The sequence below is a fragment of the Aquirufa sp. A-Brett2-15D genome, from assembly GCF_054558735.1.
On sequence record NZ_JBSKFT010000002.1, the window covers coordinates 1 to 21,277 of the forward strand.

At 41.3% G+C, this 21,277-nt stretch carries 27 protein-coding genes, 4 tRNA genes and 1 rRNA gene; 7 read left to right on the forward strand and 25 right to left on the reverse strand.

The features are described from left to right. Window positions 1–11: 11 nt before the first annotated feature. Window positions 12–123 (forward strand): 5S ribosomal RNA (gene rrf / locus ACST14_RS05115). A 64-nt stretch (window positions 124–187) separates the two neighbouring features. Here rrf and ACST14_RS05120 read toward each other — a convergent pair. Further along, on the reverse strand, window positions 188–436 hold the full coding sequence (locus ACST14_RS05120; RefSeq protein ID WP_459461271.1) for a hypothetical protein: 249 nt from the start codon (window positions 434–436) through the stop codon (window positions 188–190). Between the two features lie 286 nt (window positions 437–722). Between ACST14_RS05120 and ACST14_RS05125 the strand changes: the two genes are divergently transcribed. From ACST14_RS05125 to proC, 5 genes are all read left to right on the forward strand, one after another. Beyond that, window positions 723–1,274, forward strand: a complete 552-nt coding sequence (locus tag ACST14_RS05125) for a lipoprotein (RefSeq protein WP_459461272.1) — start codon at window positions 723–725, stop codon at window positions 1,272–1,274. 8 nt (window positions 1,275–1,282) lie between these two features. Next, window positions 1,283–1,678: a MerC domain-containing protein gene (locus tag ACST14_RS05130; RefSeq protein WP_459461274.1), complete on the forward strand. Its 396-nt coding sequence runs from the start codon at window positions 1,283–1,285 to the stop codon at window positions 1,676–1,678. 64 nt (window positions 1,679–1,742) lie between these two features. After that, a complete protein-coding gene (gene gatB / locus ACST14_RS05135) occupies window positions 1,743–3,188 on the forward strand; it encodes an Asp-tRNA(Asn)/Glu-tRNA(Gln) amidotransferase subunit GatB (protein WP_459461276.1) in 1,446 nt (481 codons plus the stop codon). After that, entirely contained in the window at window positions 3,189–4,298 is a 1,110-nt protein-coding gene (locus ACST14_RS05140; protein WP_459461278.1) for a TlpA family protein disulfide reductase, read from the forward strand. It abuts the gene before it with no gap. 1 nt (window position 4,299) lies between these two features. Beyond that, window positions 4,300–5,100, forward strand: a complete 801-nt coding sequence (proC, locus tag ACST14_RS05145; RefSeq protein ID WP_459461280.1) for a pyrroline-5-carboxylate reductase — start codon at window positions 4,300–4,302, stop codon at window positions 5,098–5,100. Here the strand turns inward: proC and mutL are convergent. The 16 genes from mutL to ACST14_RS05225 all read right to left on the reverse strand — a co-directional run bounded on the left by mutL (window position 5,089) and on the right by ACST14_RS05225 (window position 15,359). Next, on the reverse strand, window positions 5,089–6,906 hold the full coding sequence (gene mutL / locus ACST14_RS05150) for a DNA mismatch repair endonuclease MutL (RefSeq protein WP_459461282.1): 1,818 nt from the start codon (window positions 6,904–6,906) through the stop codon (window positions 5,089–5,091). The genes proC and mutL overlap by 12 nt on opposite strands. 94 nt (window positions 6,907–7,000) lie before the next feature. After that, window positions 7,001–7,387 carry a 50S ribosomal protein L7/L12 gene (rplL, locus tag ACST14_RS05155; protein ID WP_459461284.1) on the reverse strand — a complete coding sequence of 129 codons (387 nt, stop codon included), beginning with the start codon at window positions 7,385–7,387 and terminating at the stop codon, window positions 7,001–7,003. A gap of 70 nt (window positions 7,388–7,457) precedes the next feature. Next, the gene (rplJ, locus tag ACST14_RS05160; RefSeq protein WP_459461286.1) at window positions 7,458–7,991 is read right to left on the reverse strand and encodes a 50S ribosomal protein L10; all 534 of its coding nucleotides are present in this window, start codon (window positions 7,989–7,991) and stop codon (window positions 7,458–7,460) included. A 2-nt stretch (window positions 7,992–7,993) separates the two neighbouring features. Continuing rightward, window positions 7,994–8,692: a 50S ribosomal protein L1 gene (gene rplA, locus ACST14_RS05165; RefSeq protein WP_459461288.1), complete on the reverse strand. Its 699-nt coding sequence runs from the start codon at window positions 8,690–8,692 to the stop codon at window positions 7,994–7,996. A 37-nt stretch (window positions 8,693–8,729) separates the two neighbouring features. After that, on the reverse strand, window positions 8,730–9,167 hold the full coding sequence (gene rplK / locus ACST14_RS05170; RefSeq protein WP_459461290.1) for a 50S ribosomal protein L11: 438 nt from the start codon (window positions 9,165–9,167) through the stop codon (window positions 8,730–8,732). 262 nt (window positions 9,168–9,429) lie between these two features. Next, window positions 9,430–10,026 carry a transcription termination/antitermination protein NusG gene (nusG, locus tag ACST14_RS05175; RefSeq protein WP_459461292.1) on the reverse strand — a complete coding sequence of 199 codons (597 nt, stop codon included), beginning with the start codon at window positions 10,024–10,026 and terminating at the stop codon, window positions 9,430–9,432. 16 nt (window positions 10,027–10,042) lie between these two features. Next, on the reverse strand, window positions 10,043–10,234 hold the full coding sequence (secE, locus tag ACST14_RS05180; RefSeq protein WP_459461294.1) for a preprotein translocase subunit SecE: 192 nt from the start codon (window positions 10,232–10,234) through the stop codon (window positions 10,043–10,045). Between the two features lie 33 nt (window positions 10,235–10,267). Beyond that, window positions 10,268–10,338 (reverse strand) — tRNA-Trp (locus ACST14_RS05185). 64 nt (window positions 10,339–10,402) lie between these two features. Further along, on the reverse strand, window positions 10,403–11,143 hold the full coding sequence (locus ACST14_RS05190) for an NIPSNAP family protein (protein ID WP_459461296.1): 741 nt from the start codon (window positions 11,141–11,143) through the stop codon (window positions 10,403–10,405). Between the two features lie 79 nt (window positions 11,144–11,222). Further along, on the reverse strand, window positions 11,223–12,410 hold the full coding sequence (tuf, locus tag ACST14_RS05195) for an elongation factor Tu (protein ID WP_459461298.1): 1,188 nt from the start codon (window positions 12,408–12,410) through the stop codon (window positions 11,223–11,225). 74 nt (window positions 12,411–12,484) lie between these two features. Continuing rightward, window positions 12,485–12,559, reverse strand: a tRNA-Thr gene (locus ACST14_RS05200). Between the two features lie 96 nt (window positions 12,560–12,655). Then, window positions 12,656–12,728 (reverse strand) — tRNA-Gly (locus ACST14_RS05205). Between the two features lie 43 nt (window positions 12,729–12,771). After that, a tRNA-Tyr gene (locus ACST14_RS05210) sits at window positions 12,772–12,857 on the reverse strand. Between the two features lie 102 nt (window positions 12,858–12,959). Further along, complete coding sequence (locus tag ACST14_RS05215) at window positions 12,960–14,126, reverse strand: outer membrane beta-barrel protein (RefSeq protein ID WP_459461300.1); 1,167 nt, start codon at window positions 14,124–14,126, stop codon at window positions 12,960–12,962. 1 nt (window position 14,127) lies between these two features. Then, complete coding sequence (locus tag ACST14_RS05220) at window positions 14,128–14,814, reverse strand: hypothetical protein (RefSeq protein WP_459461302.1); 687 nt, start codon at window positions 14,812–14,814, stop codon at window positions 14,128–14,130. After that, window positions 14,811–15,359: an RNA polymerase sigma factor gene (locus ACST14_RS05225; protein WP_459461304.1), complete on the reverse strand. Its 549-nt coding sequence runs from the start codon at window positions 15,357–15,359 to the stop codon at window positions 14,811–14,813. The genes ACST14_RS05220 and ACST14_RS05225 overlap by 4 nt, the downstream gene beginning before the upstream one ends. A gap of 94 nt (window positions 15,360–15,453) precedes the next feature. Here ACST14_RS05225 and murI point away from each other — a divergent pair, with 94 nt between their 5' ends. After that, window positions 15,454–16,260: a glutamate racemase gene (gene murI, locus ACST14_RS05230; RefSeq protein ID WP_459461306.1), complete on the forward strand. Its 807-nt coding sequence runs from the start codon at window positions 15,454–15,456 to the stop codon at window positions 16,258–16,260. On the opposite strand, the gene ACST14_RS05235 is transcribed toward murI, so the two are convergent. The 8 genes from ACST14_RS05235 to ACST14_RS05270 are packed head-to-tail and all read right to left on the reverse strand — an operon-like array spanning window position 16,261 to window position 21,238. Further along, window positions 16,261–16,551: a hypothetical protein gene (locus ACST14_RS05235; RefSeq protein WP_459461308.1), complete on the reverse strand. Its 291-nt coding sequence runs from the start codon at window positions 16,549–16,551 to the stop codon at window positions 16,261–16,263. It abuts the gene before it with no gap. Beyond that, complete coding sequence (locus tag ACST14_RS05240) at window positions 16,544–17,068, reverse strand: DUF420 domain-containing protein (RefSeq protein ID WP_459462407.1); 525 nt, start codon at window positions 17,066–17,068, stop codon at window positions 16,544–16,546. The genes ACST14_RS05235 and ACST14_RS05240 overlap by 8 nt, the downstream gene beginning before the upstream one ends. Further along, complete coding sequence (locus ACST14_RS05245; RefSeq protein ID WP_459461310.1) at window positions 17,055–17,780, reverse strand: SCO family protein; 726 nt, start codon at window positions 17,778–17,780, stop codon at window positions 17,055–17,057. The genes ACST14_RS05240 and ACST14_RS05245 overlap by 14 nt, the downstream gene beginning before the upstream one ends. Window positions 17,781–17,801: 21 nt before the next feature. Continuing rightward, window positions 17,802–18,116: a cytochrome C oxidase subunit IV family protein gene (locus ACST14_RS05250; RefSeq protein ID WP_459461312.1), complete on the reverse strand. Its 315-nt coding sequence runs from the start codon at window positions 18,114–18,116 to the stop codon at window positions 17,802–17,804. Window positions 18,117–18,135: 19 nt separating this feature from the next. Next, a complete protein-coding gene (locus ACST14_RS05255; protein ID WP_459461314.1) occupies window positions 18,136–18,903 on the reverse strand; it encodes a cytochrome c oxidase subunit 3 in 768 nt (255 codons plus the stop codon). A 10-nt stretch (window positions 18,904–18,913) separates the two neighbouring features. Further along, the gene (locus tag ACST14_RS05260) at window positions 18,914–19,492 is read right to left on the reverse strand and encodes a cytochrome c oxidase subunit 3 (protein WP_459461316.1); all 579 of its coding nucleotides are present in this window, start codon (window positions 19,490–19,492) and stop codon (window positions 18,914–18,916) included. A gap of 3 nt (window positions 19,493–19,495) precedes the next feature. Continuing rightward, entirely contained in the window at window positions 19,496–20,344 is an 849-nt protein-coding gene (cyoE, locus tag ACST14_RS05265; protein ID WP_459461318.1) for a heme o synthase, read from the reverse strand. Beyond that, window positions 20,345–21,238, reverse strand: a complete 894-nt coding sequence (locus tag ACST14_RS05270) for a COX15/CtaA family protein (protein ID WP_459461320.1) — start codon at window positions 21,236–21,238, stop codon at window positions 20,345–20,347. It lies immediately after the preceding gene. Window positions 21,239–21,277 lie beyond the last annotated feature (39 nt).

The following is a 21,277-nucleotide window of genomic DNA, read 5'->3' on the forward strand; positions in this document are numbered from 1 at the left end:
CTTGTAAAAAGTATGGAGCCGATAGGACGGGTGTTCACCTCTTCCCATCTCGAACAGAGAAGTTAAGCCCCGCACCGCTGATGATACTGGGATCAAACCCGGGAAAGTAAGTAAGCTCCAAGTTATTTAAGAAGACCGCCTCCTAGGAGAGCGGTTTTTTTATGCCTAAAAACTAGTCCGAAGGGAACTAGTCCGAAGGAAAAGAGGACAGATAGGTGATTAGAGAGTATAGAGCAGAGAGTATAGATAAAGCTAGTGACTTCGGACTCATTCCCTTCGGACTCATTCCCTTCGGACTCCCTCCCTCGGGACTCATTCCCTCCGGACTCCCTCCCTCCGGACTCATTCCCTTCGGACTCCCTCCCTTCGGACTCATTCCCTCCGGACTCCCTCCCTCCGGACTCATTCCCTTCGGACTCCCTCCCTTCGGACTCATTCCCTCCGGACTCATTCCCTCCGGACTCCCCCCCCTTCGGACTCATTCCCTCCGGACTCATTCCCTACGGACTCCCTCCCTTCGGACTCATTCCCTTCGGACTCCCTCCCTCCGGACTCATTCCCTCCGGACTCCCTCCCTTCGGACTCATTCCCTCCGGACTCCCTCCTTTCCCTATTTGTCTACCGCATTTGACTGTTCATCTATTTGTTTATTGTGCAACAATGTTGCATATTTGTATTCTGTTTATATTGCAAACTAATTGTAACATTAAGCAATCATAAAAATGAAAAAAGTAATTAGCCTTTTTAGTCTTTTAGTACTCCTGTCGGCATGCTCTAAAGATGAAATTCAGCCTACAGATGATAATGAGTTAATTACCACTATTAAACTCCAGTTTACTTCAGTCACTAATCCAGCGAGTCCAGTTAAGACTTTTTATTGGCGCGATATTCAAGGCGATGGTATAGTTGATTCAATAGATCCTATTATGTTGGATAAAAATTCTACTTATCAAATGACGATTGAGTTACTAGATGAAACAAAAAAGCCGGTTTTTGATATTACTAAAGAAGTTCAGGAGGAAGGGGATGAACATTTGTTCGTGTATAAGTCTAATCCTATCGGTCTTTTAGGGGTTTCAATTAAGGATTTGGATAAAAAAGGATTACCTATTGGCCTTCAAGCCGAGGTAAAAACACAATATGCTCCGGGTGACGGAAAGTTCGCCATTTTACTTAAACACCAGCCTCCAGTAAACGGCAAATTAGTAAAAGACGGAACGGAAGCGCCGGGTTCAACGGATGTTGATATTGAGTTTTTAGTAACATTAAAGTAATTAGTTAAATGTCTAATAAAAAATATAAGCAATTATTACCAACCGAAAAGCTAGGGGTTTTCTTCTCGCTTTTGTGTGCTATACATTGCTTAACTCTTCCTTTTATATTGTTTGCTGCGCCTTATTTAGCCAGTTCTTTCGCTTTTAGTTTGACGGCGGAATGGATCTTGGTAGTAATTAGCTTTGGTTTGGCTTTGCTTTTATTAGTGCAAGATTATCTTCAACACCGCAAGCCAATGCCTTTGTATTTTTTAGGTTTTAGTATACTGGTAAAATTGGTGGATATTGCTGTTGGATTAAAATCGATTGAATGGATTTTTGGCCTCATGCTGGGGATTTTTATTACACTGGCGTATTGGTTTAATTATAAACACAAAGTGGCCTGTACTTGCAAAAATCACTAGTTTATATCTTTAAACGAGGGATTTTTGTATCTTTATATCCTTTCAGGATTATAAATAATTTTCAGTGAGCATTTCCTATCAACCCGTTATTGGCCTTGAAATTCACGCGCAGTTGCAGACGAATTCGAAGATATTCGCGAGTGATCCCGTACTTTTTGGACAAGAGGCGAATACCTTAATTTCCCCTATTTCCTTAGGCCATCCGGGAACGCTGCCTAAATTGAACAAAAAGGTGGTGGAATATGCTATTAAAATGGGTTTGGCGATTGGTTCTACCATCGCGCCTAAACAGTATTTTGACCGAAAAAATTATTTTTATCCTGACCTCCCTAAGGGGTATCAAATTACTCAAGATAAAACGCCTATTTGTATCGGAGGGGCCATTTTAGTCCACTTGAAAGAGGGAGATAAGAAGATGGAATTTCACCACATTCACTTAGAGGAAGATGCGGGGAAATCCTTGCATGAGGGCGATAACCCATTTAGTTTTTTAGATTATAATCGTGCTGGCACTCCCTTGATTGAGATGGTGACTGAGCCTAGTATTCATTCGTCTGAAGAGGCTTTTGCCTTGGTTTCGGAGGTGCGGAAATTGGTTCGTTACTTAGGGATTTGTGATGGAAATATGGAGGAGGGCTCTTTACGTGCGGATGTGAATGTTTCTATTCGGCCGGTGGGGACGTCTACTTTAGGGACGAAGGTGGAGATTAAGAATATGAATTCCCTTCGCAATATTCAGCGGGCAATTGAATATGAGATTGTACGCCAAACAAAGGTGCTCAACGAAGGAGGCTCCCTGATTCAAGAAACGAGAACTTTTGACGCACATGCTGGAACTACGCATTCGATGCGGATTAAGGAGACCATGAATGATTACCGTTATTTCCCGGAACCTGATTTGGCTCCTTTGGAAATATCAGCGTCCTGGTTAACTGAAATTAAATCAACTATGCCATTATTGCCTTGGGAACAAGAGCAAAAATTAATAAAGGAATTTTCTTTACCTGCCTATGATGCCCATTTCTTAGCCGATACGCGGGAGATGGCAATGTATTTTGAGGAAGCCGCGCAAGATTCGAAAGCTTATAAATCCATTTCGAATTGGTTAATGGGGCCAGTAAAGTCTCATTTGAATGAAAAGAATCAATCGATTACGGACTTTGAATTAAGTCCAAAGGCTTTAGCAGAAATCGTTGAATTAGTGGAGAAGGGTACTTTAACACATAATTTAGCGGCTCATCAGTTATTTCCTTTGGCCATCGAAAACCCAGGAAAATCAGCTTTACAAATTGTAGAGGAACAAGGTTGGTTACATGTACAGTCAGGGGATGAAATACTTTTATGGGTTCAGGAAGCCATTGCCGCTTATCCGGATAAGGTTAAAGAATACCAAAAAGGAAAAAAAGGATTAATCGCCTTGTTTATCGGCGAAGTAATGAAAAAATCGAAAGGGACGGCAGATCCTAAGCGTGTGAATCAGTTAATGTCAGAGGAATTAGCGAAAGTGTAAATGAAAATAATCGGATTCATCTTATTTTTAGCGACAGCGGTGCAAGCTCAAAACTTTGAGTTACGTATCCAGGCTAAGACGGTTATACCGGGGAAAATGGTCTATTTAGAATATATTAACGAACTAGGGAAGATCGTTAAAATTGATTCAGCTGCGCCATCTGCTCAGAATAAAGTCAGTTTTAAGGGACAGGTAAAGGATCAAGGAGCGTTCTATTTAGTGAATTTTTTCGATACGCCTAAGCCGCAAAAAGTGTTGGTTATTTTAGAGGGAGGAGAAACGATTGATATAGTGGCGGATGGAGTGAATGATGAAGAGGGAAAAGGAAATTTCACCATGAATGGAGATTATCCGAATGTGAAATTCATGCTGGAGTTGATGGCTATTTCGAAAGAAATGGAAGTGAAAGTTCGGAAATGGAATCAGGAGATTCAAATTGATCAGAAACAAGAAAAACGAATTTCGTCAGAATTTACAAAGGCTCAAGCGGCAAGTACGGCAAAGATAAAGGGGATGATTCCGCAAATGGGGGATCATTTAGTGGTGCTTTGGGCGACTAATTTCTTGCCAGCTGAAAAGGAATTGGCTTCGTTACTTGAAATTGCGGATCGTTTAGGAAAGGCGAGACCGACTCATCCACAGGTACTTCAATTCGTCAATAATCTAAAACGCTTACAGCAGGGTGTTTATGAAGGGGCTATAGCTCCTGAGATTAGTTTAGCTACGCCTGCGGGGCCTAATTTGGCATTGAGTTCACTGAGAGGGAAGTATGTGTTGATTGATTTTTGGGCGAGCTGGTGTGGGCCTTGTCGAAGAGAAAACCCGAATGTGGTTAAAACGTATGCCGCTTATAAGGATAAGGGTTTTGAGATTTATGGGGTGAGTTTAGATCAAGATCGGGCAGCTTGGTTAAAGGCAATCGAGACAGATCAATTAGTTTGGAAACATGTGTCAGATTTGAAATATTGGAGTTCTGCTGGCGCTCAGGCGTATCAGGTGAATTCGATTCCGCAGACTTTCCTGTTAGATAGAGAGGGTAAAGTTATTGCTAAAGGTTTGAGAGGGGCAGCTTTAGATCAATATTTGGCCCAATTATTTAAAGATAAATAAGATGAAAATTGCCATTATCGGTTGTGGAAATATGGGGATGGCTTTCGCTAATTCCTTCATTCAATATAATCTGGTCGCTAAGGATGAGCTAATCTTAATTGAAAAGAATCAGGAACGCGGGGATATTTTGCAGGAGCAAAAGGCTGGGATTGTGGTCGATACGATTTCTGAAAAGATATCGACGGTTGATTTGATTATTCTTTCCGTGAAGCCACAGGATTATCCGTCTGTATCCACAGAATTAGCTCGTTTTATTCAACCCAGCCAAATGGTATTATCCATCATGGCGGGTATTCCCATCGCGAATATTCAGTCGAGTTTATCGCATGATTTAGTGGTTCGTGCCATGCCTAATACCCCCGCGCTTTTAGGGATGGGAATGACAGCTTTCGCGGCAGCTCCTGAAGTAGGCATGTCAGATATTCGCAAGGTCGAGAATTTAATCAATTCTACTGGACGTGCAGTATTCTTAGAGGAGGAGAGTTTATTAGACGCAGTGACGGGTTTAAGCGGTAGTGGCCCAGCTTATTTCTTTTATCTAATTAAAGCGATGATTGATGCCGGGGTCCAAATGGGTTTTGAGCCAGCCATGGCGTCTCTTTTAGTTAAGCAGACGATGTTAGGTTCTTATCATTTGATGCAGACCAGCGATAAGACCTTAGATGAATTGATTCAAGCGGTGGCCTCTAAGGGAGGTACAACAGAAGCGGCTCTACAGATTTTCCATGAAAACTTAGTTGCGGAAGGATTGCAAAAAGGGATCATTGCGGCGAAGGATCGTGCAAAAGAATTAGCCAATTAATTGACCTATTTCAGCTTCGTTTAAAGAACGGCTGATGATTTCTCCATTCGGAGAATAAGAGGGGTTGCTACTCGCAAACAATTGCTCCACTAAAGCCGACATTTCCTCCGAAATTAGTTTCTTCGATTGGAAGCGAATGGCGGCACGATTCGCTAGGATGCGGGCGATTTTTTCGGAGTGGTTTTGGCCTAAATCCGATGCCTCATTCTTTACTTGCTCTAATATACCCTCTAATAAGTTTTGTCCATCTTCCTCGCCTATGCCCGCAGGAACACCTTGAATCCAGTAATTTTCCTCTGAATCCTTCGTTAGGGCAAAGCCTAAATCGGTAATGTCGACTAAAATTTCTTCCAAAAGAACGGAGTCAGCTGGATTAATGCGTAGTATCTGTGGAAACAATAATTGCTGCGACACGCCATTTTTCTTCACCAGGTTCTCCGAAAACTGATCAAACAGAATACGTTGATAGGCTTTTTTCTGATCTATCAACAGCATACCCCCCGAAAGAGTCACGACTAAATATTTATTCAGAATTTGAATAACCTGGAAGTTCGTATGAGCTAAACTATCCGCCGTCCAGTTATTTGCCTTACTTTGAATAGTCGTCGAGGTCTCATTAAACAAATTAGTGGCTGGATCTGCGACTGACTGGCTCTCAAAAGCCTCAATATTGTCATTTAAGCCCTCGTAAAGTCTTTTCCATGCATCTTGAACAGGTCGAGGCGAATTCGTCCCTGAGAACGAAGAAGTGGCACTAGGCGCTCCGGATGGATTACGGAAATTAACATTCGCGTCAAAATCCAAAGACGGAATCAAATGGTGTAAGCTAAGTGTCTTGCGAATTGCCGCTTGTAGAATCGCATAAATAGATCGCTCGTCATCAAACTTGATCTCCGTTTTAGTCGGATGCACATTGATGTCAATATGGGATGGATCTAGCGTCAAGAAAAGTACATAAAAGGGAAACGTACCCTCCGGCACTAAGCGTTCATAGGCGCTCATCACCGCGTGATGCAGATAAGAGCTTTTAATGAATCGGTTATTGACAAAGAAAAATTGTTCTCCTCGCGTCTTTTTCGAATATTCTGGGCGACCTACATAGCCTTTAATACTCACGTAGTTCGTATTTTCCTCACAGGCCGCTAATTGCTCTCTATACGTTTTGCCAAACAAATCCACAATTCGCTTTCCTAGTTTTTCAACTGGCAGCGCGTAAGTCTCTTGCTCGTTTTGAACCAGCGAAAACTTGATGTGGGGATTGGATAAGGCAATGCGTTGGAATTCATCTAAAATATGACGCATTTCCACGGGATTCGACTTCAGGAAATTTCTACGAGCCGGAATATTATAAAACAGGTTCTTCACCTGGATAGAAGTTCCTTTAGGAGTCGCGACTTGTTCATTCGCCTTCTGCACCGAGGCTTCCATGCGCAATAAACTGCCTAATTCATCCTCCTCCCGCTTTGTTTTTAATTCAACTTGAGATACGGAGGCGATAGAGGCCAAAGCCTCACCCCGAAATCCCATCGTCCGAATAGCAAACAGGTCTTCCGCTTTATTGATCTTCGACGTGGCGTGTCGCTCAAAACACATAATCGCATCTTGAGGTGACATTCCTGCACCATCATCGATCACTTGAATACTGACTTTTCCGGCCTCTTTTACAATCAACTGGACAAAACTAGCGCCTGCATCAATGGAATTTTCCATCAATTCCTTTACCACAGAGGCTGGCCGCTGCACTACCTCGCCCGCCGCAATTTGATTTGCGATAGCATCAGGAAGCATTTTGATCAGGTTGTGCATAAATCAATGGAAAAATAAGAGGACAAAGATACGGTTTTAACCAAAAAAAAGGGAATGTTGCCATTCCCTTTTTTCTTAGATAGGTAAGGTTGAATTACTTCAATTCAACTTCAGCACCAGCTTCTTCTAAAGTTTTCTTCAAACCTTCAGCTTCGTCCTTAGATACACCTTCTTTAACTGCTTTAGGAGCAGCATCTACTACGTCTTTAGCTTCTTTCAAACCTAAACCAGTTAAGTCTTTCACTAATTTAACGATTGCTAATTTGTTAGGACCACAAGCCTTCAAGATTACATCGAAAGATGATTTCTCAGCAGCAGCCTCACCACCGTCAGCGCCACCAGCTGCAGGACCTGCAACCATAACAGCACCAGCAGCAGCTGGTTCGATACCGTACTCATCCTTAAGGATAGTAGCTAATTCATTTACTTCTTTTACAGTTAAGTTCACTAATTGTTCAGCGAACGCTTTTAAATCTGCCATTTTTTGAAAATTTAATTGTTATGAATTAATAATTTATTGGAGTTTACACTCCGGTAAAACTTGTTAATAATTACTCAGGGCGCTCAGACAAAGTCTTCACGATACCAGCTAATTTTTTCTCACCGCTTAATAATGCTGAAATAACATTTTTAGCAGGCGATTGTAATAAGCCAATAACTTCGCCTATCATCTCGTTTTTCGACTTGATGTTCTCAAGGGCAACTAATTGATCTTCACCAATATAAATACCACCTTCGATAGACGCAGCCTTGAATGCAATTTTGTTTTTTCCAGCTTCTTTACGGAAGTCTTTGATCAATTTTGCTGGTATTTTAGCATTTTCAGTTGCGAAAATGATACCAGACATTCCTGTCAAAACTTCTGCATCTAAAGAGGAATAATCCGTTCCCGTCTTAGCTAATGCCTTAGAGATTAACGTGTTTTTGAATACTTTGTATTCAACACCTCTCTGATAACATAAGCCACGGAATTGATTTGCTTCGGCCACATTTAAACCGGCTGTACTTGCAATATAGAAGTACGGAGTTGCCGCGAACTTTTCGCTCAACTCATCAATAATCTGATTTTTTTCTTCTCTTGTCATGATTACAATCCAGCTACAGTTCCCTTATCAATAATGATACCCGGAGACATCGTTGAAGATAAGTTGATCGATTTAACATAAGTTCCCTTTGCAGAAGACGGCTTTAACTTAATCAACATGTTGATTACTTCTAAAGCGTTATCTACAATTTTATCAGCTCCGAAGGACACCTTACCAATAGAGGTATGGATGATACCAGTTTTATCAACTTTAAAGTCAATTTTACCAGCTTTTACTTCGTTTACTGCTTTTCCTACTTCCAAAGTTACAGTACCTGACTTTGGATTAGGCATCAGACCGCGAGGTCCTAAAACACGTCCCAAACGGCCTAATTTTGCCATCACAGTCGGCATAGTAATGATTACGTCGATATCGGTCCAACCGCTCTCGATTTTTGCAATGTAATCATCTAATCCAACGTGATCAGCACCGGCTGCTTTTGCCTCCTCTGCTTTATCGGGCGTACATAGTACAAGTACACGTACGTCTTTCCCGGTTCCGTGAGGTAGGGCAACCACGCCACGAACCATTTGGTCTGCTTTGCGGGGATCTACTCCTAAGCGGACATCTATATCCACTGAGGCATCGAATTTTGTATAAGAAATTTCTTTCAAAATCTCCGCTGCTTTTTCAAGCGAATACGCTTGCGTTGCATCGTATTTTGAAAGGGCTTCCTTTATTTTCTTCGTAAGTTTTGCCATTACCTTTTAATTAAAATGTTTATTTCTGATGGTTAAATCAGAACGGTTTATCACCAGAAACAGTAATTCCCATTGATCTAGCCGTTCCAGCAATCATACTCATTGCTGCTTCGATAGTAAAACAGTTTAAGTCTGGCATTTTAGTCTCGGCGATTACTCGCACTTGATCCCAAGATACTGAACCTACCTTTTTCAAGTTAGGTTGAGCTGAACCAGATTTAACTTTCGCTGCTTCCAATAATAAAATTGGTGCAGGAGGTGTTTTTACAACGAATTCAAACGATTTGTCTGCGTAATAAGTAATTAGGACCGGCAATACTACGCCGTTCTTATCTTGAGTTCTCGCATTGAATTGCTTACAGAACTCCATGATATTTAATCCTTTCGAACCTAAAGCAGGACCGATGGGTGGTGAAGGATTGGCTTGGCCACCTTTGCATTGAAGCTTTACGTAGCCAGCTATTTCTTTTGCCATGTTAAAACATCGTTTATTTAGTGAATTAGAGGTTTATCTGCCAATAAGGGTGGAAGCTTCCTTATCTGATTCCCCTCCGGGTGACCTTTCCGCGTAACAAGAACGTTCTGGCCCAATCCCCTCTTGAAATTTTCAAAACAGAGATTGCCGCTTTTTAAACGGACTGCAAAATTAGGGCTTTTATTCTTAAATACAAATAGTTAGGCAAAAAAAGTCCTGAATTTATGTTCAGGACTTTTCAAGCTTCGCGATAGAGCGAAATTTATTTTTCTACTTGAGAGTAGTTCAATTCTAGAGGTGTATTACGTCCAAAGATTTTAACCATAACGGATAATTTCTTCGTGTTTTCGTGAATCTCTTCTACCGTACCTTCGAAAGTCGCAAATGGTCCATCGATGACGTGCACCGTTTCTCCTTTGATGAAAGTAACCGAAGCAAATTCTTCTAAAGCGGCAGACTCATCCACTTTGCCTAAGATGCGATTTACTTCACTTTGGCTGATAGGTACAGGCTTCTTAACGATCACCTTCGTCTTCTTCAATTTACCACCTTCTAATTTCGTTACTTCGATTTCTTCGTTATTTGCTTGTAAGAAACCTATCACACCTGGTGTAGATGTTAAGATGTGACTTACCTCTCCAGCTAAGTCAGCTTCTACCATGATATATCCAGGGAATAAGTTTTTCTCGCGAATCACTTTCTTTCCCTTGCGGATTTCATATATCTTTTCTGTAGGAATAAGAATTTGAGGAACGGAATCAAGCACGCCTTGACGAGCTAATTCGTTCTCCATATAGGTTTTCACCTTCTTTTCCTGTCCTGAGATAGCTCTCAAAACATACCATTTAGTCTCTGCCATGGGATTTACCTATTTATTAAAATGAAGTGTAAAATAAATCCAATCCAGATTTGAAGACTAAATCCACCGCACCTACTAGAAGAGCGAAGATTAAAGAAGCCACCAAAACTAACACAGAACTCGACTGTAAGTCAGAGAATTTAGGCCATGTAACGTTTTGTGTTACTTCAGTCCATGATTCTTTGATCAATGATGTTGATTTGCTCATAATTTAACCGATTTCGGTATTTAATTTACTTAGCACGGGCACAAGGATTCGAACCCTGACCAAAGGTTTTGGAGACCTGCATACTACCGTTATACTATGCCCGTAGAAAGGATTGCAAATTTAGCCAAATTTTGACAATTAACAAATCGCATTCTTATTATTGTTTGTTTACCATTGAGAATAGCTCGTCGGTTCTAAGAATTTACGAACGGTTCTGGAGTGGCTATTGGCGTATTTTGCATCTGTAGAGATACGTTTCCAATCTGGATTTGCACTGAATTTAGCCCAGTTAGCATCTCGCTCTGCCATATTTTCGAAGGAAACCATGTAGCTTAAGCAAGGGGTATTCTCCCCAGCGAGCACTTCGCCAAAAAACACATTGTGTAATCCTACCGTATTGAATATGCCTAATTCCTCCTCATTGAACATCGCGATTTTGCGTTTCAATGCGTCTTCATTATAGGCTTCATACGTTCTCCATTCGTAGATACGACCCGGATTAGTTACGGGTAATTTTAAGGCAGGATGTCCTGTAAAGCTTTTGGCCAAATACGTCGAGATCTTCTCGAACATCGGCTTATCCATTCCTACGTTATCGAAATAGGGTTTTGCCGCGTCCTGATAAACTGCATTTTTCTCTAAAGCTTCTTTGTATCCCGCATAGGAAGCTAAAGTAGGAAAGGGGATTGCGACTACAACGATACCAGGTTCTGGTTTTCCGTAATCTTTGAATACACCTACTTTAGAAACGCCATATGAATTGAGAGCCGGGATTAAGGCTTTGGATAAATAAGATTCTAACAGATTTACATTCCCGCGGAATTTCATCTGGTAAGTTCTTATTTCATAGTATTCCTGCGCTGATACGGTGAATGCGCAAAAGAAAAGAAGGATCAATAGTTTTTTCATAGAGATATTTATTTTCAAAGCAAGCTACAAAAAAAAAGAGCGGTCATTGACCGCCCTTTTCCGTATAGGCTAATAAAAATTAGTCTAAGATTTCAGTTACCTGACCAGCACCTACAGTACGGCCACCTTCACGAATCGCGAAACGTAAACCTTTATCCATAGCTACCTTGTTCAATAACGTAACATCAATTGTTAAGTTATCACCAGGCATACACATTTCAACTCCTGCAGGTAAAGTAATTTCACCTGTTACGTCTGTCGTACGGAAGTAGAATTGTGGACGGTATTTATTAAAGAATGGAGTATGACGTCCACCTTCTTCTTTAGACAAGATATAAACCTCAGCCTTGAACTTAGTGTGAGGCTTTACTGAACCTGGCTTACAGATTACCATACCACGACGGATATCAGCTTTCTCAATACCGCGTAATAATAAACCTACGTTATCACCAGCTTCACCACGATCTAAGATCTTACGGAACATCTCAACACCAGTTACTACTGATTTCAAGTTTTCAGCTCCCATACCTAAGATATCAACACCTTCTCCTGAGTTAATAACACCAGTCTCGATTTTACCTGTTGCTACTGTTCCACGACCTGTGATCGAGAATACATCTTCAACTGGCATCAAGAATGCCTTTTCAACATCACGCTTAGGAAGTGGAATCCAAGAATCAACTGCATCCATTAACGCATCGATAGTAGCTACCCATTTAGCATCTCCGTTCAATCCACCTAAAGCAGATCCTTGGATTACTGGAATGTTATCACCATCGAATTCGTAGAATGAAAGAAGCTCGCGAATCTCCATTTCAACTAATTCTAATAATTCTGGATCGTCTACCATGTCCACTTTGTTCATGAAAACAACCAATTGAGGTACACCAACTTGGCGTGCCAAAAGGATGTGCTCACGTGTTTGTGGCATTGGACCATCTGTAGCAGCAACTACTAAGATAGCACCGTCCATTTGTGCAGCACCAGTTACCATGTTCTTCACGTAATCCGCGTGACCTGGACAGTCAACGTGTGCATAGTGACGAGCAAGTGTAGAATACTCTACGTGTGCTGTGTTGATCGTGATACCACGTTCTTTTTCTTCTGGAGCGGAGTCAATGGAAGAGAAATCTTTTTTCTCAGCAAGACCTTTTTCAGAAAGAACTTTAGTGATAGCAGCTGTCAAGGTTGTTTTACCGTGGTCAACGTGGCCAATCGTACCAATGTTAACGTGGGGTTTACTTCGGTCAAAATTCTCTTTTGCCATGATTATTCAGTTTTTAATTTAGTATAATATAAAAAGTTTCAAAATGTACTCGTTCAATGGGCCTTGCTTATTAGTGGAGCCTTTGAGCAGGATTGAACTGCCGACCTCTTCCTTACCAAGGAAGTGCTCTACCACTGAGCTACAAAGGCATTACCTTGCGGCCTCTCGTTAATCTCTTTCGATTAACTAAAAAACAAAAATATCGCTAAGAGGGATTTCTCCCTTAGCAACATTTTCAATTTTCGAGCGGGAGACGGGGCTCGAACCCGCCACCTATAGCTTGGAAGGCTATCGCTCTACCAAATGAGCTACTCCCGCTTGCTGAATTCTCCTGTAAATAGAACTCCAGGTAATACAAAAATGGTGGGGACAGATGGATTCGAACCACCGTAGGCATTCACCAGCAGATTTACAGTCTGCCCCATTTGGCCGCTCTGGTATATCCCCTTCATTTGCGCTTTCAGTGTAACGTTCCACCGAAATAGTTTGCAAAATTAGCTCATTTTTTCATTTCCACAAATACTTCCTTTAAAAATTTCTAATAATTTTTTACAATAATCGGATTCCAAAGGCTAATCCGCGCATTTCTGGACCTTTGCCCGGCTCAAAAATAGGGCTTAAGTCATAGCTAAAAAACAAATCTGGGAAATGACGTAGGGCAAATTCTGCCCTCAGACCATATCTGAAGGGATTAATATATAAATTACTTGTTTCTTTGCGTAAGTTTCCACTTTCCTCTTCTATGGCTTTTGTCCAAGTATCAATGCGATAGGATACATACCCACCGATGGCAATCATTTGAATCGCTGATTTTTTATCAAAGGCAAAATGAGGCATAATGGGCAAAGTCAAATAGGAAACGCTCATCTTATTTTTGCTCATAGCCACTTCTTTGCCTGTGGAAGAAGTAATCGTAACAAATTGTACGCCATTAGGACCTTTTGTAGCGATTCGGTTATGGTCAAACCTAAAGTTATACCAATCGATTTCTAATCCGTATCCTAATCGAAAGGCATTCTTTTTACCTTCTGAAAGTGTCAAAAAGCGTGCGATTTCAATACTGGCATAACGAGATCCCGTCGGATTCAAAGTGAAATTAGGCACATAAGGTGGCGCACCTGGGTAAGGAACAGCGACTTCAGTCTCCCCACCAGTCAATGCATTCAATCCGAAATAGAAATTCAAGCCTTTTCTGCTGTATAAATTAGGGCGTTTTAATTTAGTTGAATCTTTTCCCCAAATCACTTTCGTCACCTCATTTCCCTCGCGGTGATAAACGCCGTCCCAAGTCACGTGTGTTTCTTCGTTACCTTCTTTTACATGTATACCATCTAATCCGACGCGCACCTCTTCTTTTCTTACCGACTGCCGACTGTCCACTGTCAACTGCCCACTGCCCACTGAGCCGCGCAGCGGCGACTTAAAAATCCCAATTTTCACCGAACTATTCCCAATCCGAACAGAAATACTACTATCTCCATCGGAATCCGTTTTAATCGCTTGTCTGATATTTTGCCAAAGACTATCCGTTAAGACAATTCCCTTTTTCTCGAAGGCGCTTTCTAATTCTTCCTTTAAAGTACGTTTGGAATCTTTCCCACCGATTAAGGTTTGATTTCTTTTGTCAATTTTTAAAATCAGCGAATCTTGTCTCTCTTTTGCATAAAGATTCAGGGTACTTACTACTAGGCAGATAATGGCGATGATCTTTTTCATATTATTGAATTTGTAAAGTGCGTTTTAAATTTTCTTCTGTTTTAATATAGGTGTTTGCCACGTTGTGGATATTATTTTCCAAAGCCGGGTTTCCCTCTTTTAGTTTTTGCCAGTTCACAGGCTCGCCGTCTAGCGCCTGTCTAATTTCTCCTACTATTTTGCCAAAGAGGGACTTTCTGCGCTTTTGTTTCGTAAAAGTCGGCTTCACCTCTTCTATAGGATCGATGTCCAAGCGGACGATAATTACTTCCTCCGCGTCTGATTTCTTTTCAATACTAGGAGCCGAGGCTACAACTATTTCAGTTGGTGCTTGTTCTATTATAGTTACTTCCGGTGTTGTGGATGTAGCCATTGCTACTTCTGCCGGAGAAGATTTTAAAGTAGGAAGTGAGCTGTTTTCGACTTCGAGAACGAGCGGCGAAGGCTCTGTTACGGCCATTTCGACGGGTGCCGAAGATTTTTCCACCTTAGTCGCCTGAATGTCTTCTTCTGTTGCAGGATTATAATTCCAGCTAATACCGATGGCGATTAATAGCATCGCTGCTGCCGCCCAATAAATAGGAAAGCGACGTGCGGGTTTTTCGTCTAGTCGTTCTTCTATACGCGACCACAATCCCTCGGGGATGTCGTCTGACTTGTTTTGGAGTTGTTCTCTCCATTTTTCCTCAACAGAATTCCAATTTTTCATCGATGTAAAGCTGTTAGTTGATTTTGTAATTGGGCCCTAGCTCGCGACAATTGCGATTTAGAGGTCCCCTCTGAAATATCTAGTAAAAGGGCAATTTCCGCGTGGGAATACCCTTCAATGGCATATAAATTAAAAATGGTCCGGTAGCCTTTGGGTAAGGAAGCAATTAAATCCTCAATCTCCTGCAAACCTAATTGCATCAAAGTCTCATCTGGATGTGCTACATCAAAAGCCACATCAATGTCCACCGGAAATCGGTCTTTGTTTTTGCGAATCGACATTAGGGCCTCGTTGACCATAATTCTGCGAATCCAGCCTTCAAAACTTCCACCCCCTTGGTATTGCCCTAATTTTTTAAAAACCTTCACAAATCCTTCCATCAGAGTATCTTCTGCTTCGGATGTATTCGTTATGTATCGCTTCACCACGTGTAGCATTTTACCTGCGAACTGCTGAAATAGAGCATGCTGCGCATGTCGATTGTTATTTCGACAGTCATTTATCAGTTCTGTTTCGGATGAGAAGGAAGGTAAACGTTTATTCATAGCTAATTCGAATGCAAAGATGGCACAAAGCGCTAAATGGTTGCGTCAGTTTGAAAAGAATTTCAAAATTCCGTTCTTTGTCTAAATTAAAATTATGCCAAACTCAGCGCCCATCGGGATTTTTGACAGTGGAATAGGTGGATTGACTCTGGCGCATGCCATCACGGAGTTGATGCCGAAGGAGAATATCATCTATTTTGGGGATACGGCGCATCTTCCTTACGGAGATAAATCGGCGACGGCGATTCAAGCATATTCTGTAAAAATCTGCAACCTACTTCTAGAAAAAAACTGTAAACTGATTTTAATTGCCTGCAATTCGGCTTCCGCAGCGGCATATGATTTAGTGAAGGCCTATGTAGGGACAAAAGCGAAAGTGGTGAATGTGATTGATCCGGTGATTGCTTATTTGGACCAAAACTGGGAAAACAAAACACTCGGTTTAATCGGAACGAAGCAAACGGTGAACTCTGGGATATATGCGAACAAGGCGGAAGCTTTGGGGAAGAATATCCACATTAAGTCTTTGGCCACTCCTTTATTAGCTCCTATGATCGAGGAAGGCTTCTTTTCTCACACCATTTCTGAGCAAATCATTAAAGAATATTTAGCGCAGCCTGCTTTACAAGGAATTGAAGGTTTGATTTTAGGTTGTACCCACTACCCATTAATAAAGCCGCAGATCGATGCCTATTATAAGGGGAGCATTCCGGTGATTGATACGTCCATCATTGTGGCAGATGAAATTAAGCGAATTCTGCAGGCGGAGGATATGTTGCACGCTGGGTCAGAATCATCCCGGCAGTTCTTTGTTTCTGATTATACAGATTCATTCGAAAAGGCTACCCAAATCTTCTTTGGAAAGGCCATCAAACTAACACAATACCCTATCTGGGATTAATTAAGATTTTGAATTGAAAAGTTGAGATACTTTTTGGCGTAACTTAAGTTTCGCTAAACGATCTTGCTGCTCCTGCTTGCTTTGACGAAACCACAAGAAGGCAATGGCTCCTACAATTAAATAAGGAGCCGACAATAAATACAAAATACCGGTATTCAATCCAGTCGCAATATTCGTACGGCCAGTTGAAATACTACTTTCTATGGTAGTTCTACACATGGCACATTGCGCCACCGCATCGATTTGCGATAACAGGATCAAGGCTGACAAGAGAACGAATTTCTTACACATAATACGGGGAAATCAGTAGATAGACGATAACGCCAGTTACAGAAACATATAACCAAATAGGGTAGGCCCATTTAACAATCGACTTGTGAGCCACGATGTTATTTGTTAGGGCATAATAGATCGCTTTCAAAACTAAGCGAACCACACCGATAGAAAGTACGATGTGTGAGATCAATAAGAAATAATATACCGGACGGATCCAGCCCTCACCGCCGAAAGGGGTAGATGGGTTAGAGATGTGGTACAGAATATATAGAACTAAAAATACAGCTCCTTGGACAAAGGCAGCTCCCATCGCTTTGCGGTGTAAACCTATATTTCCGGATTTAACGCCGATTAAACCAATCACTAAACTTAAAGAGGTGGTGGAATTCAATAGACCAATAACATGTGGCAATACTTTCGTCCAAGCGCCTAAGTCAATTTTTATTTTAATGCCAATTAAAACGGCCACAGCAACAGGAATCACTGCTGACAGGATATTGATCAATTGATCGTTTTTCTTAGTTGCTTCCATCATTTGAATAAATATTTTTCAACACTTTGATTTCGACTAAAAGTCGATCAACTTCTTTTTTATCTGTTCCGTCATAAAATCCACGGATTATACCTTCTTTATCTACTAATATTAACCGCTCAGAGTGGATAAATGTTTCATCCGGATTCTTAATGGCTGCATCATATTCTGAGGCATCAGCTAAGGGAACGTGAAATCCTGCTAAAACCAAAGGATAAATCACCTTCTTTTCTCCTGTCAAAAAATGCCACTGTCCCTTGTTTGCATCAAAACGTTTCGCATAAGCGGCCAGTTTTTCGGGTTGATCGAATTTCGGGTCGACCGAAATAGAAAGCAATTGAACTTCTGGATCTAAATGAAAAGCATCTTGAACACGGCTTAGTTGAGACGTGATTTTGGGACAAATCGTGCCGCAGCGGGTAAAAAAGAAAGAGGTGACGTAGATTTTACCTTTTAAGTTAGTAGACCCAAAAGTCTTTCCGGCTTCGTCAGTTAGGGAGAAGGACGGAATTGTTCGAAAAACCGTATCCATTTCCGCTTCATTCCAACGAGGATTCACGCGCTTCGCCATCTTGATTTCTCCAGTCGTCGAATCAATCGCCGGAATATAGCGGGGAAGACTAAAATGATTTGTGCCAAAAGTCTTCAGGCCTAGATAAACAAAGACAGGCAATATTAATACGAGAAATAATATGCCTGTCTTTTTATTCATTACCAAAAAAGGAAATTAAAATCAATATAAGTGACCTCCTTCGTAGATCAAGGCTATTAATAACCAAACTACGAATACAGTAGGGATCAATACCGCCCAAATCAGAGATTTAACTTCATGCTTTAAGTGCATAAATTCTCCTACGATATAGAAGGCTTTAACAATAGTCATTCCACAGAAGATTGCTACGCGTAAAGTGCTAGCTTCCATCGTGAAGGCAATGACGAATTCAATGGCGGTTAATACCAAAAGAATCCAAAATGTTTTCCAAATCGCGCCTGTATTAGGAGGAGCAATTTCTTTTTCTGAGGTTCCGTGTGCTACGTGCGAAGCCATATATAAATCGGTTATAAGATTAAACTAAATAGAAGAAGGTAAATACAAATACCCAAACTAGATCGACAAAGTGCCAGTAAAGGCCCACTTTTTCTACCATTTCATAATGACCTCTACGCTCATACACTCCTGTAGCTGCGTTGAAGAAAATCAAGACGTTTAAAAGTACTCCTGAGAACACGTGAGTTCCGTGGAAACCGGTGATAAAGAAGAACAAGTCAGCAAAAGCCGGAGGTCCGTAGGGATTGCGAACTAAATTAGCTCCTTCGATCGGCGTACTTACGCCATCGATGATTTGCTTAGCCGCTAAGGTTAAATCTTCTGGTCCGTGGATAAAGTGTCCCCACTCCCATGCTTGAGATCCTAAGAAAGTAAATCCACCCACAATTGTCCAAAGCATCCATTTCTCTACATCCTTGCGATCTCCCCGGTGTCCAGCTTCTACAGCTAGCACCATCGTTACCGATGACGCAATCAAAATAAAGGTCATAATACCTACGAATACTAAGGGCAATGACATTCCGTGTAAGAAAGGAACTGCTTCAAAAACTTTTTCTGGAATAGGCCAGTGAGTTGTCGAGAAATAGAAATCGCTAGGAGTGCCTTCCCATGCAGGTTGGCTGAAACGAATCATTCCGTACGTGATCAAAAGGGCTGAGAATGTGAAGGTATCCGATAAAAGGAAAAACCACATCATCAATTTTCCATAACTAGCTTTTAGTGGTTCAGAACCACCTTGCCATGATAAATTTTCTGGAACCGCTGGGGCAGCGTGTGCTACTGACATAGGTATAATCTTAATTGTTAATCAATAAAAATATAAATAAATAAAGCCACAAAGCATCTAAAAAATGCCAATAGGTGGCGCAAATCTTAATCTGAGTCAATTGTTTTGCGTTTATCTTCAATCTAAAGGCAGCCACTAAGGCGAAAATTAGAACGATTAGGCCCGAAATAAGGTGCAAACCGTGCAAACCTGATAAAACATACACAAAAGAACCGGATGGATTACCAACAAAAAATACGTTCATTTCCACTAATTGGGACCAACCGTAATATTGCATTACTAAAAAGAGCAATCCGAGTACAAAAGTAATAGAAATACTCATTCGAAGCGCATTAAATTGGTCTTTTTTTGCTGCTAAAAGGGAATAATGCATCGAAATACTACTCAAAATTAATACACCTGTGCTATAGCTAAATAAACTAGGCATTTCAAATTCTACCCAGTTTCCTTCTGCTTTTCTTACCAAGTAGGCAGAGGTAAAGGCAGCAAAAAGCATAACGATGGAAACGATGAATAACCACATCGTAAAAACTTTCGGATTGACCGACCGGGTTTCAGCCGGTTCGATTACGTTCTCTGTTGATTTCATGATTTAAACTTTATCAAATAATAAGGCAATTTGTATGATGATTAAATAGAAAAAGGAACCAAACATCATCCACTTCGCAGCCTTGTCTGTGGGGCGCATCATGAGGTAGAAGGTTTGGCATAAAAATAGAATTCCTGCTACTACCGTAATGATGGCAGATTGAATTCCCGTGATGTGCAGTAAGTACGGCACAAATCCCAAAGGCACTAAAAAGAGCGTATAAATCATAATGGTGAAAGCCGTTTTAATGTCTTTCTTGCCATCATTTGGTAACATCTTAAATCCAGCCTTGCGGTAATCTGCATCCGCCACCCAAGCGATTGCCCAGAAGTGAGGGAATTGCCAGAAAAATTGAATCGCAAATAAAATACCGGGCTCCCAGCCAAAATGTCCCGTGGCAGCCACCCAGCCAATCATGGGAGGAAAGGCTCCTGGGAATGCACCTACAAATACGGAAATAGGCCCCACACGTTTTAGAGGGGTATAAACATAGCCGTATAAAATGTAGGATAATAGACCAACTAATGCTGCCTTCCAGGTGAAATAGCTCAAAAGTCCAATGGCGATAACGGCTAACACATAGCCAAAATTTCTCGCCTGGGCGGGAGTTAAAGCTTCCGTAGGCAAAGGTCGCTGTGCCGTTCTTTTCATTAGCTTATCGAATTCAATTTCTTTCAATTGATTCACGATATTCGCCGCCCCAGTTAGGACAAAACCCGCTAGTGAAATTAAAAATATACCCAGCGGTTTATGATCGATAGGTGCTAATAAATACCCAAACGTGCCCGAGAAGGCTACCGTCATAGATAGTCTCGATTTTAATAGGGCGATATAGGGCTTTATGCTTGACATTTACGCGTTTTTTGTTTGGATCCAAGAGCTAATATGCCAGCCCATTAATACTAAAGAGATTAACAAGTGAACCGCTTGGCTTCCGAGGGGTAATTCAAAGTAGGCCATCATAATTCCGGTGGCGAAGGAAATTCCAACTAATACCATCACTCCATGACGGTAAGATTGCAAAGTGGACTTTTTGATTTTATTCCAAAGAATCAAGTGACCTAATACAATAAACCAAGAGAATGTTCTGTGGACAATATAGACTAGATCTAGTTGGGCAACCCATTGGTCTTTAGCCCCTTCTCCTAAGGCTTTAATCACATGATCCATATTCTCGCGGACCTGCGTGCCTAATAGGATTTGGACAAAAACGATCACTAGGTTTATTCCAATCCAATGACGATTCTCTAGTGAGATAACCGTTGAGGAAGTTTGATTGTTTAATGCCTTGACTAAAAAATAGATAACGCCGATCGATAAAAGCATGTGCGCCGTCACCACTCCTGGCAATAGAAACGAATCCACGACGTATTTTCCTAAAACGGCATTCGCCAGAATTAGTAAGAGTCCTGCCAAAGTAGGTAAGAATACTTTCCTGCCTTCTTTCCAGGCTAGGACCGTGGTGATTAACACGATTAATCCTGTCAAAGCACCGATCAGGCGATTGATGTATTCGATCCAAGTTTTGGTCGGATTGAATAAAACTTCACCGTGTAATTTATCTTGGTAGATCACCTCGTAATGCAAAGGTAATTCGGAGACCTTCGTGGGAGGGATAAAACGCCCAAAGCATTTAGGCCAATCAGGACAACCCATTCCCGATCCGGTGCTGCGAACGATTCCGCCAGCTAGGATAAGCAAATAAATGCTCAGGATGGATAGGATTGCAAAATTTTTAAAGGCCATTTTTAGGGTAAAAAAAAGATGCATCTAAATGAGATTCAT

Bases quoted from the DNA above. Each gene is read 5' to 3' on its own strand.
- ACST14_RS05120 (WP_459461271.1), bottom strand. From the start codon at position 436: ATGAGTCCGAAGGGAGGGAGTCCGAAGGGAATGAGTCCGGAGGGAGGG.
- ACST14_RS05125 (WP_459461272.1), top strand. From the start codon at position 723: ATGAAAAAAGTAATTAGCCTTTTTAGTCTTTTAGTACTCCTGTCGGCA.
- ACST14_RS05130 (WP_459461274.1), top strand. From the start codon at position 1,283: ATGTCTAATAAAAAATATAAGCAATTATTACCAACCGAAAAGCTAGGG.
- ACST14_RS05140 (WP_459461278.1), top strand. From the start codon at position 3,189: ATGAAAATAATCGGATTCATCTTATTTTTAGCGACAGCGGTGCAAGCT.
- proC (WP_459461280.1), top strand. From the start codon at position 4,300: ATGAAAATTGCCATTATCGGTTGTGGAAATATGGGGATGGCTTTCGCT.
- mutL (WP_459461282.1), bottom strand. From the start codon at position 6,906: ATGCACAACCTGATCAAAATGCTTCCTGATGCTATCGCAAATCAAATT.
- rplL (WP_459461284.1), bottom strand. From the start codon at position 7,387: ATGGCAGATTTAAAAGCGTTCGCTGAACAATTAGTGAACTTAACTGTA.
- rplJ (WP_459461286.1), bottom strand. From the start codon at position 7,991: ATGACAAGAGAAGAAAAAAATCAGATTATTGATGAGTTGAGCGAAAAG.
- rplA (WP_459461288.1), bottom strand. From the start codon at position 8,692: ATGGCAAAACTTACGAAGAAAATAAAGGAAGCCCTTTCAAAATACGAT.
- rplK (WP_459461290.1), bottom strand. From the start codon at position 9,167: ATGGCAAAAGAAATAGCTGGCTACGTAAAGCTTCAATGCAAAGGTGGC.
- nusG (WP_459461292.1), bottom strand. From the start codon at position 10,026: ATGGCAGAGACTAAATGGTATGTTTTGAGAGCTATCTCAGGACAGGAA.
- secE (WP_459461294.1), bottom strand. From the start codon at position 10,234: ATGAGCAAATCAACATCATTGATCAAAGAATCATGGACTGAAGTAACA.
- ACST14_RS05190 (WP_459461296.1), bottom strand. From the start codon at position 11,143: ATGAAAAAACTATTGATCCTTCTTTTCTTTTGCGCATTCACCGTATCA.
- tuf (WP_459461298.1), bottom strand. From the start codon at position 12,410: ATGGCAAAAGAGAATTTTGACCGAAGTAAACCCCACGTTAACATTGGT.
- ACST14_RS05215 (WP_459461300.1), bottom strand. From the start codon at position 14,126: ATGAAAAAGATCATCGCCATTATCTGCCTAGTAGTAAGTACCCTGAAT.
- ACST14_RS05220 (WP_459461302.1), bottom strand. From the start codon at position 14,814: ATGAAAAATTGGAATTCTGTTGAGGAAAAATGGAGAGAACAACTCCAA.
- ACST14_RS05225 (WP_459461304.1), bottom strand. From the start codon at position 15,359: ATGAATAAACGTTTACCTTCCTTCTCATCCGAAACAGAACTGATAAAT.
- murI (WP_459461306.1), top strand. From the start codon at position 15,454: ATGCCAAACTCAGCGCCCATCGGGATTTTTGACAGTGGAATAGGTGGA.
- ACST14_RS05235 (WP_459461308.1), bottom strand. From the start codon at position 16,551: ATGTGTAAGAAATTCGTTCTCTTGTCAGCCTTGATCCTGTTATCGCAA.
- ACST14_RS05240 (WP_459462407.1), bottom strand. From the start codon at position 17,068: ATGGAAGCAACTAAGAAAAACGATCAATTGATCAATATCCTGTCAGCA.
- ACST14_RS05245 (WP_459461310.1), bottom strand. From the start codon at position 17,780: ATGAATAAAAAGACAGGCATATTATTTCTCGTATTAATATTGCCTGTC.
- ACST14_RS05250 (WP_459461312.1), bottom strand. From the start codon at position 18,116: ATGGCTTCGCACGTAGCACACGGAACCTCAGAAAAAGAAATTGCTCCT.
- ACST14_RS05255 (WP_459461314.1), bottom strand. From the start codon at position 18,903: ATGTCAGTAGCACACGCTGCCCCAGCGGTTCCAGAAAATTTATCATGG.
- ACST14_RS05260 (WP_459461316.1), bottom strand. From the start codon at position 19,492: ATGAAATCAACAGAGAACGTAATCGAACCGGCTGAAACCCGGTCGGTC.
- cyoE (WP_459461318.1), bottom strand. From the start codon at position 20,344: ATGTCAAGCATAAAGCCCTATATCGCCCTATTAAAATCGAGACTATCT.
- ACST14_RS05270 (WP_459461320.1), bottom strand. From the start codon at position 21,238: ATGGCCTTTAAAAATTTTGCAATCCTATCCATCCTGAGCATTTATTTG.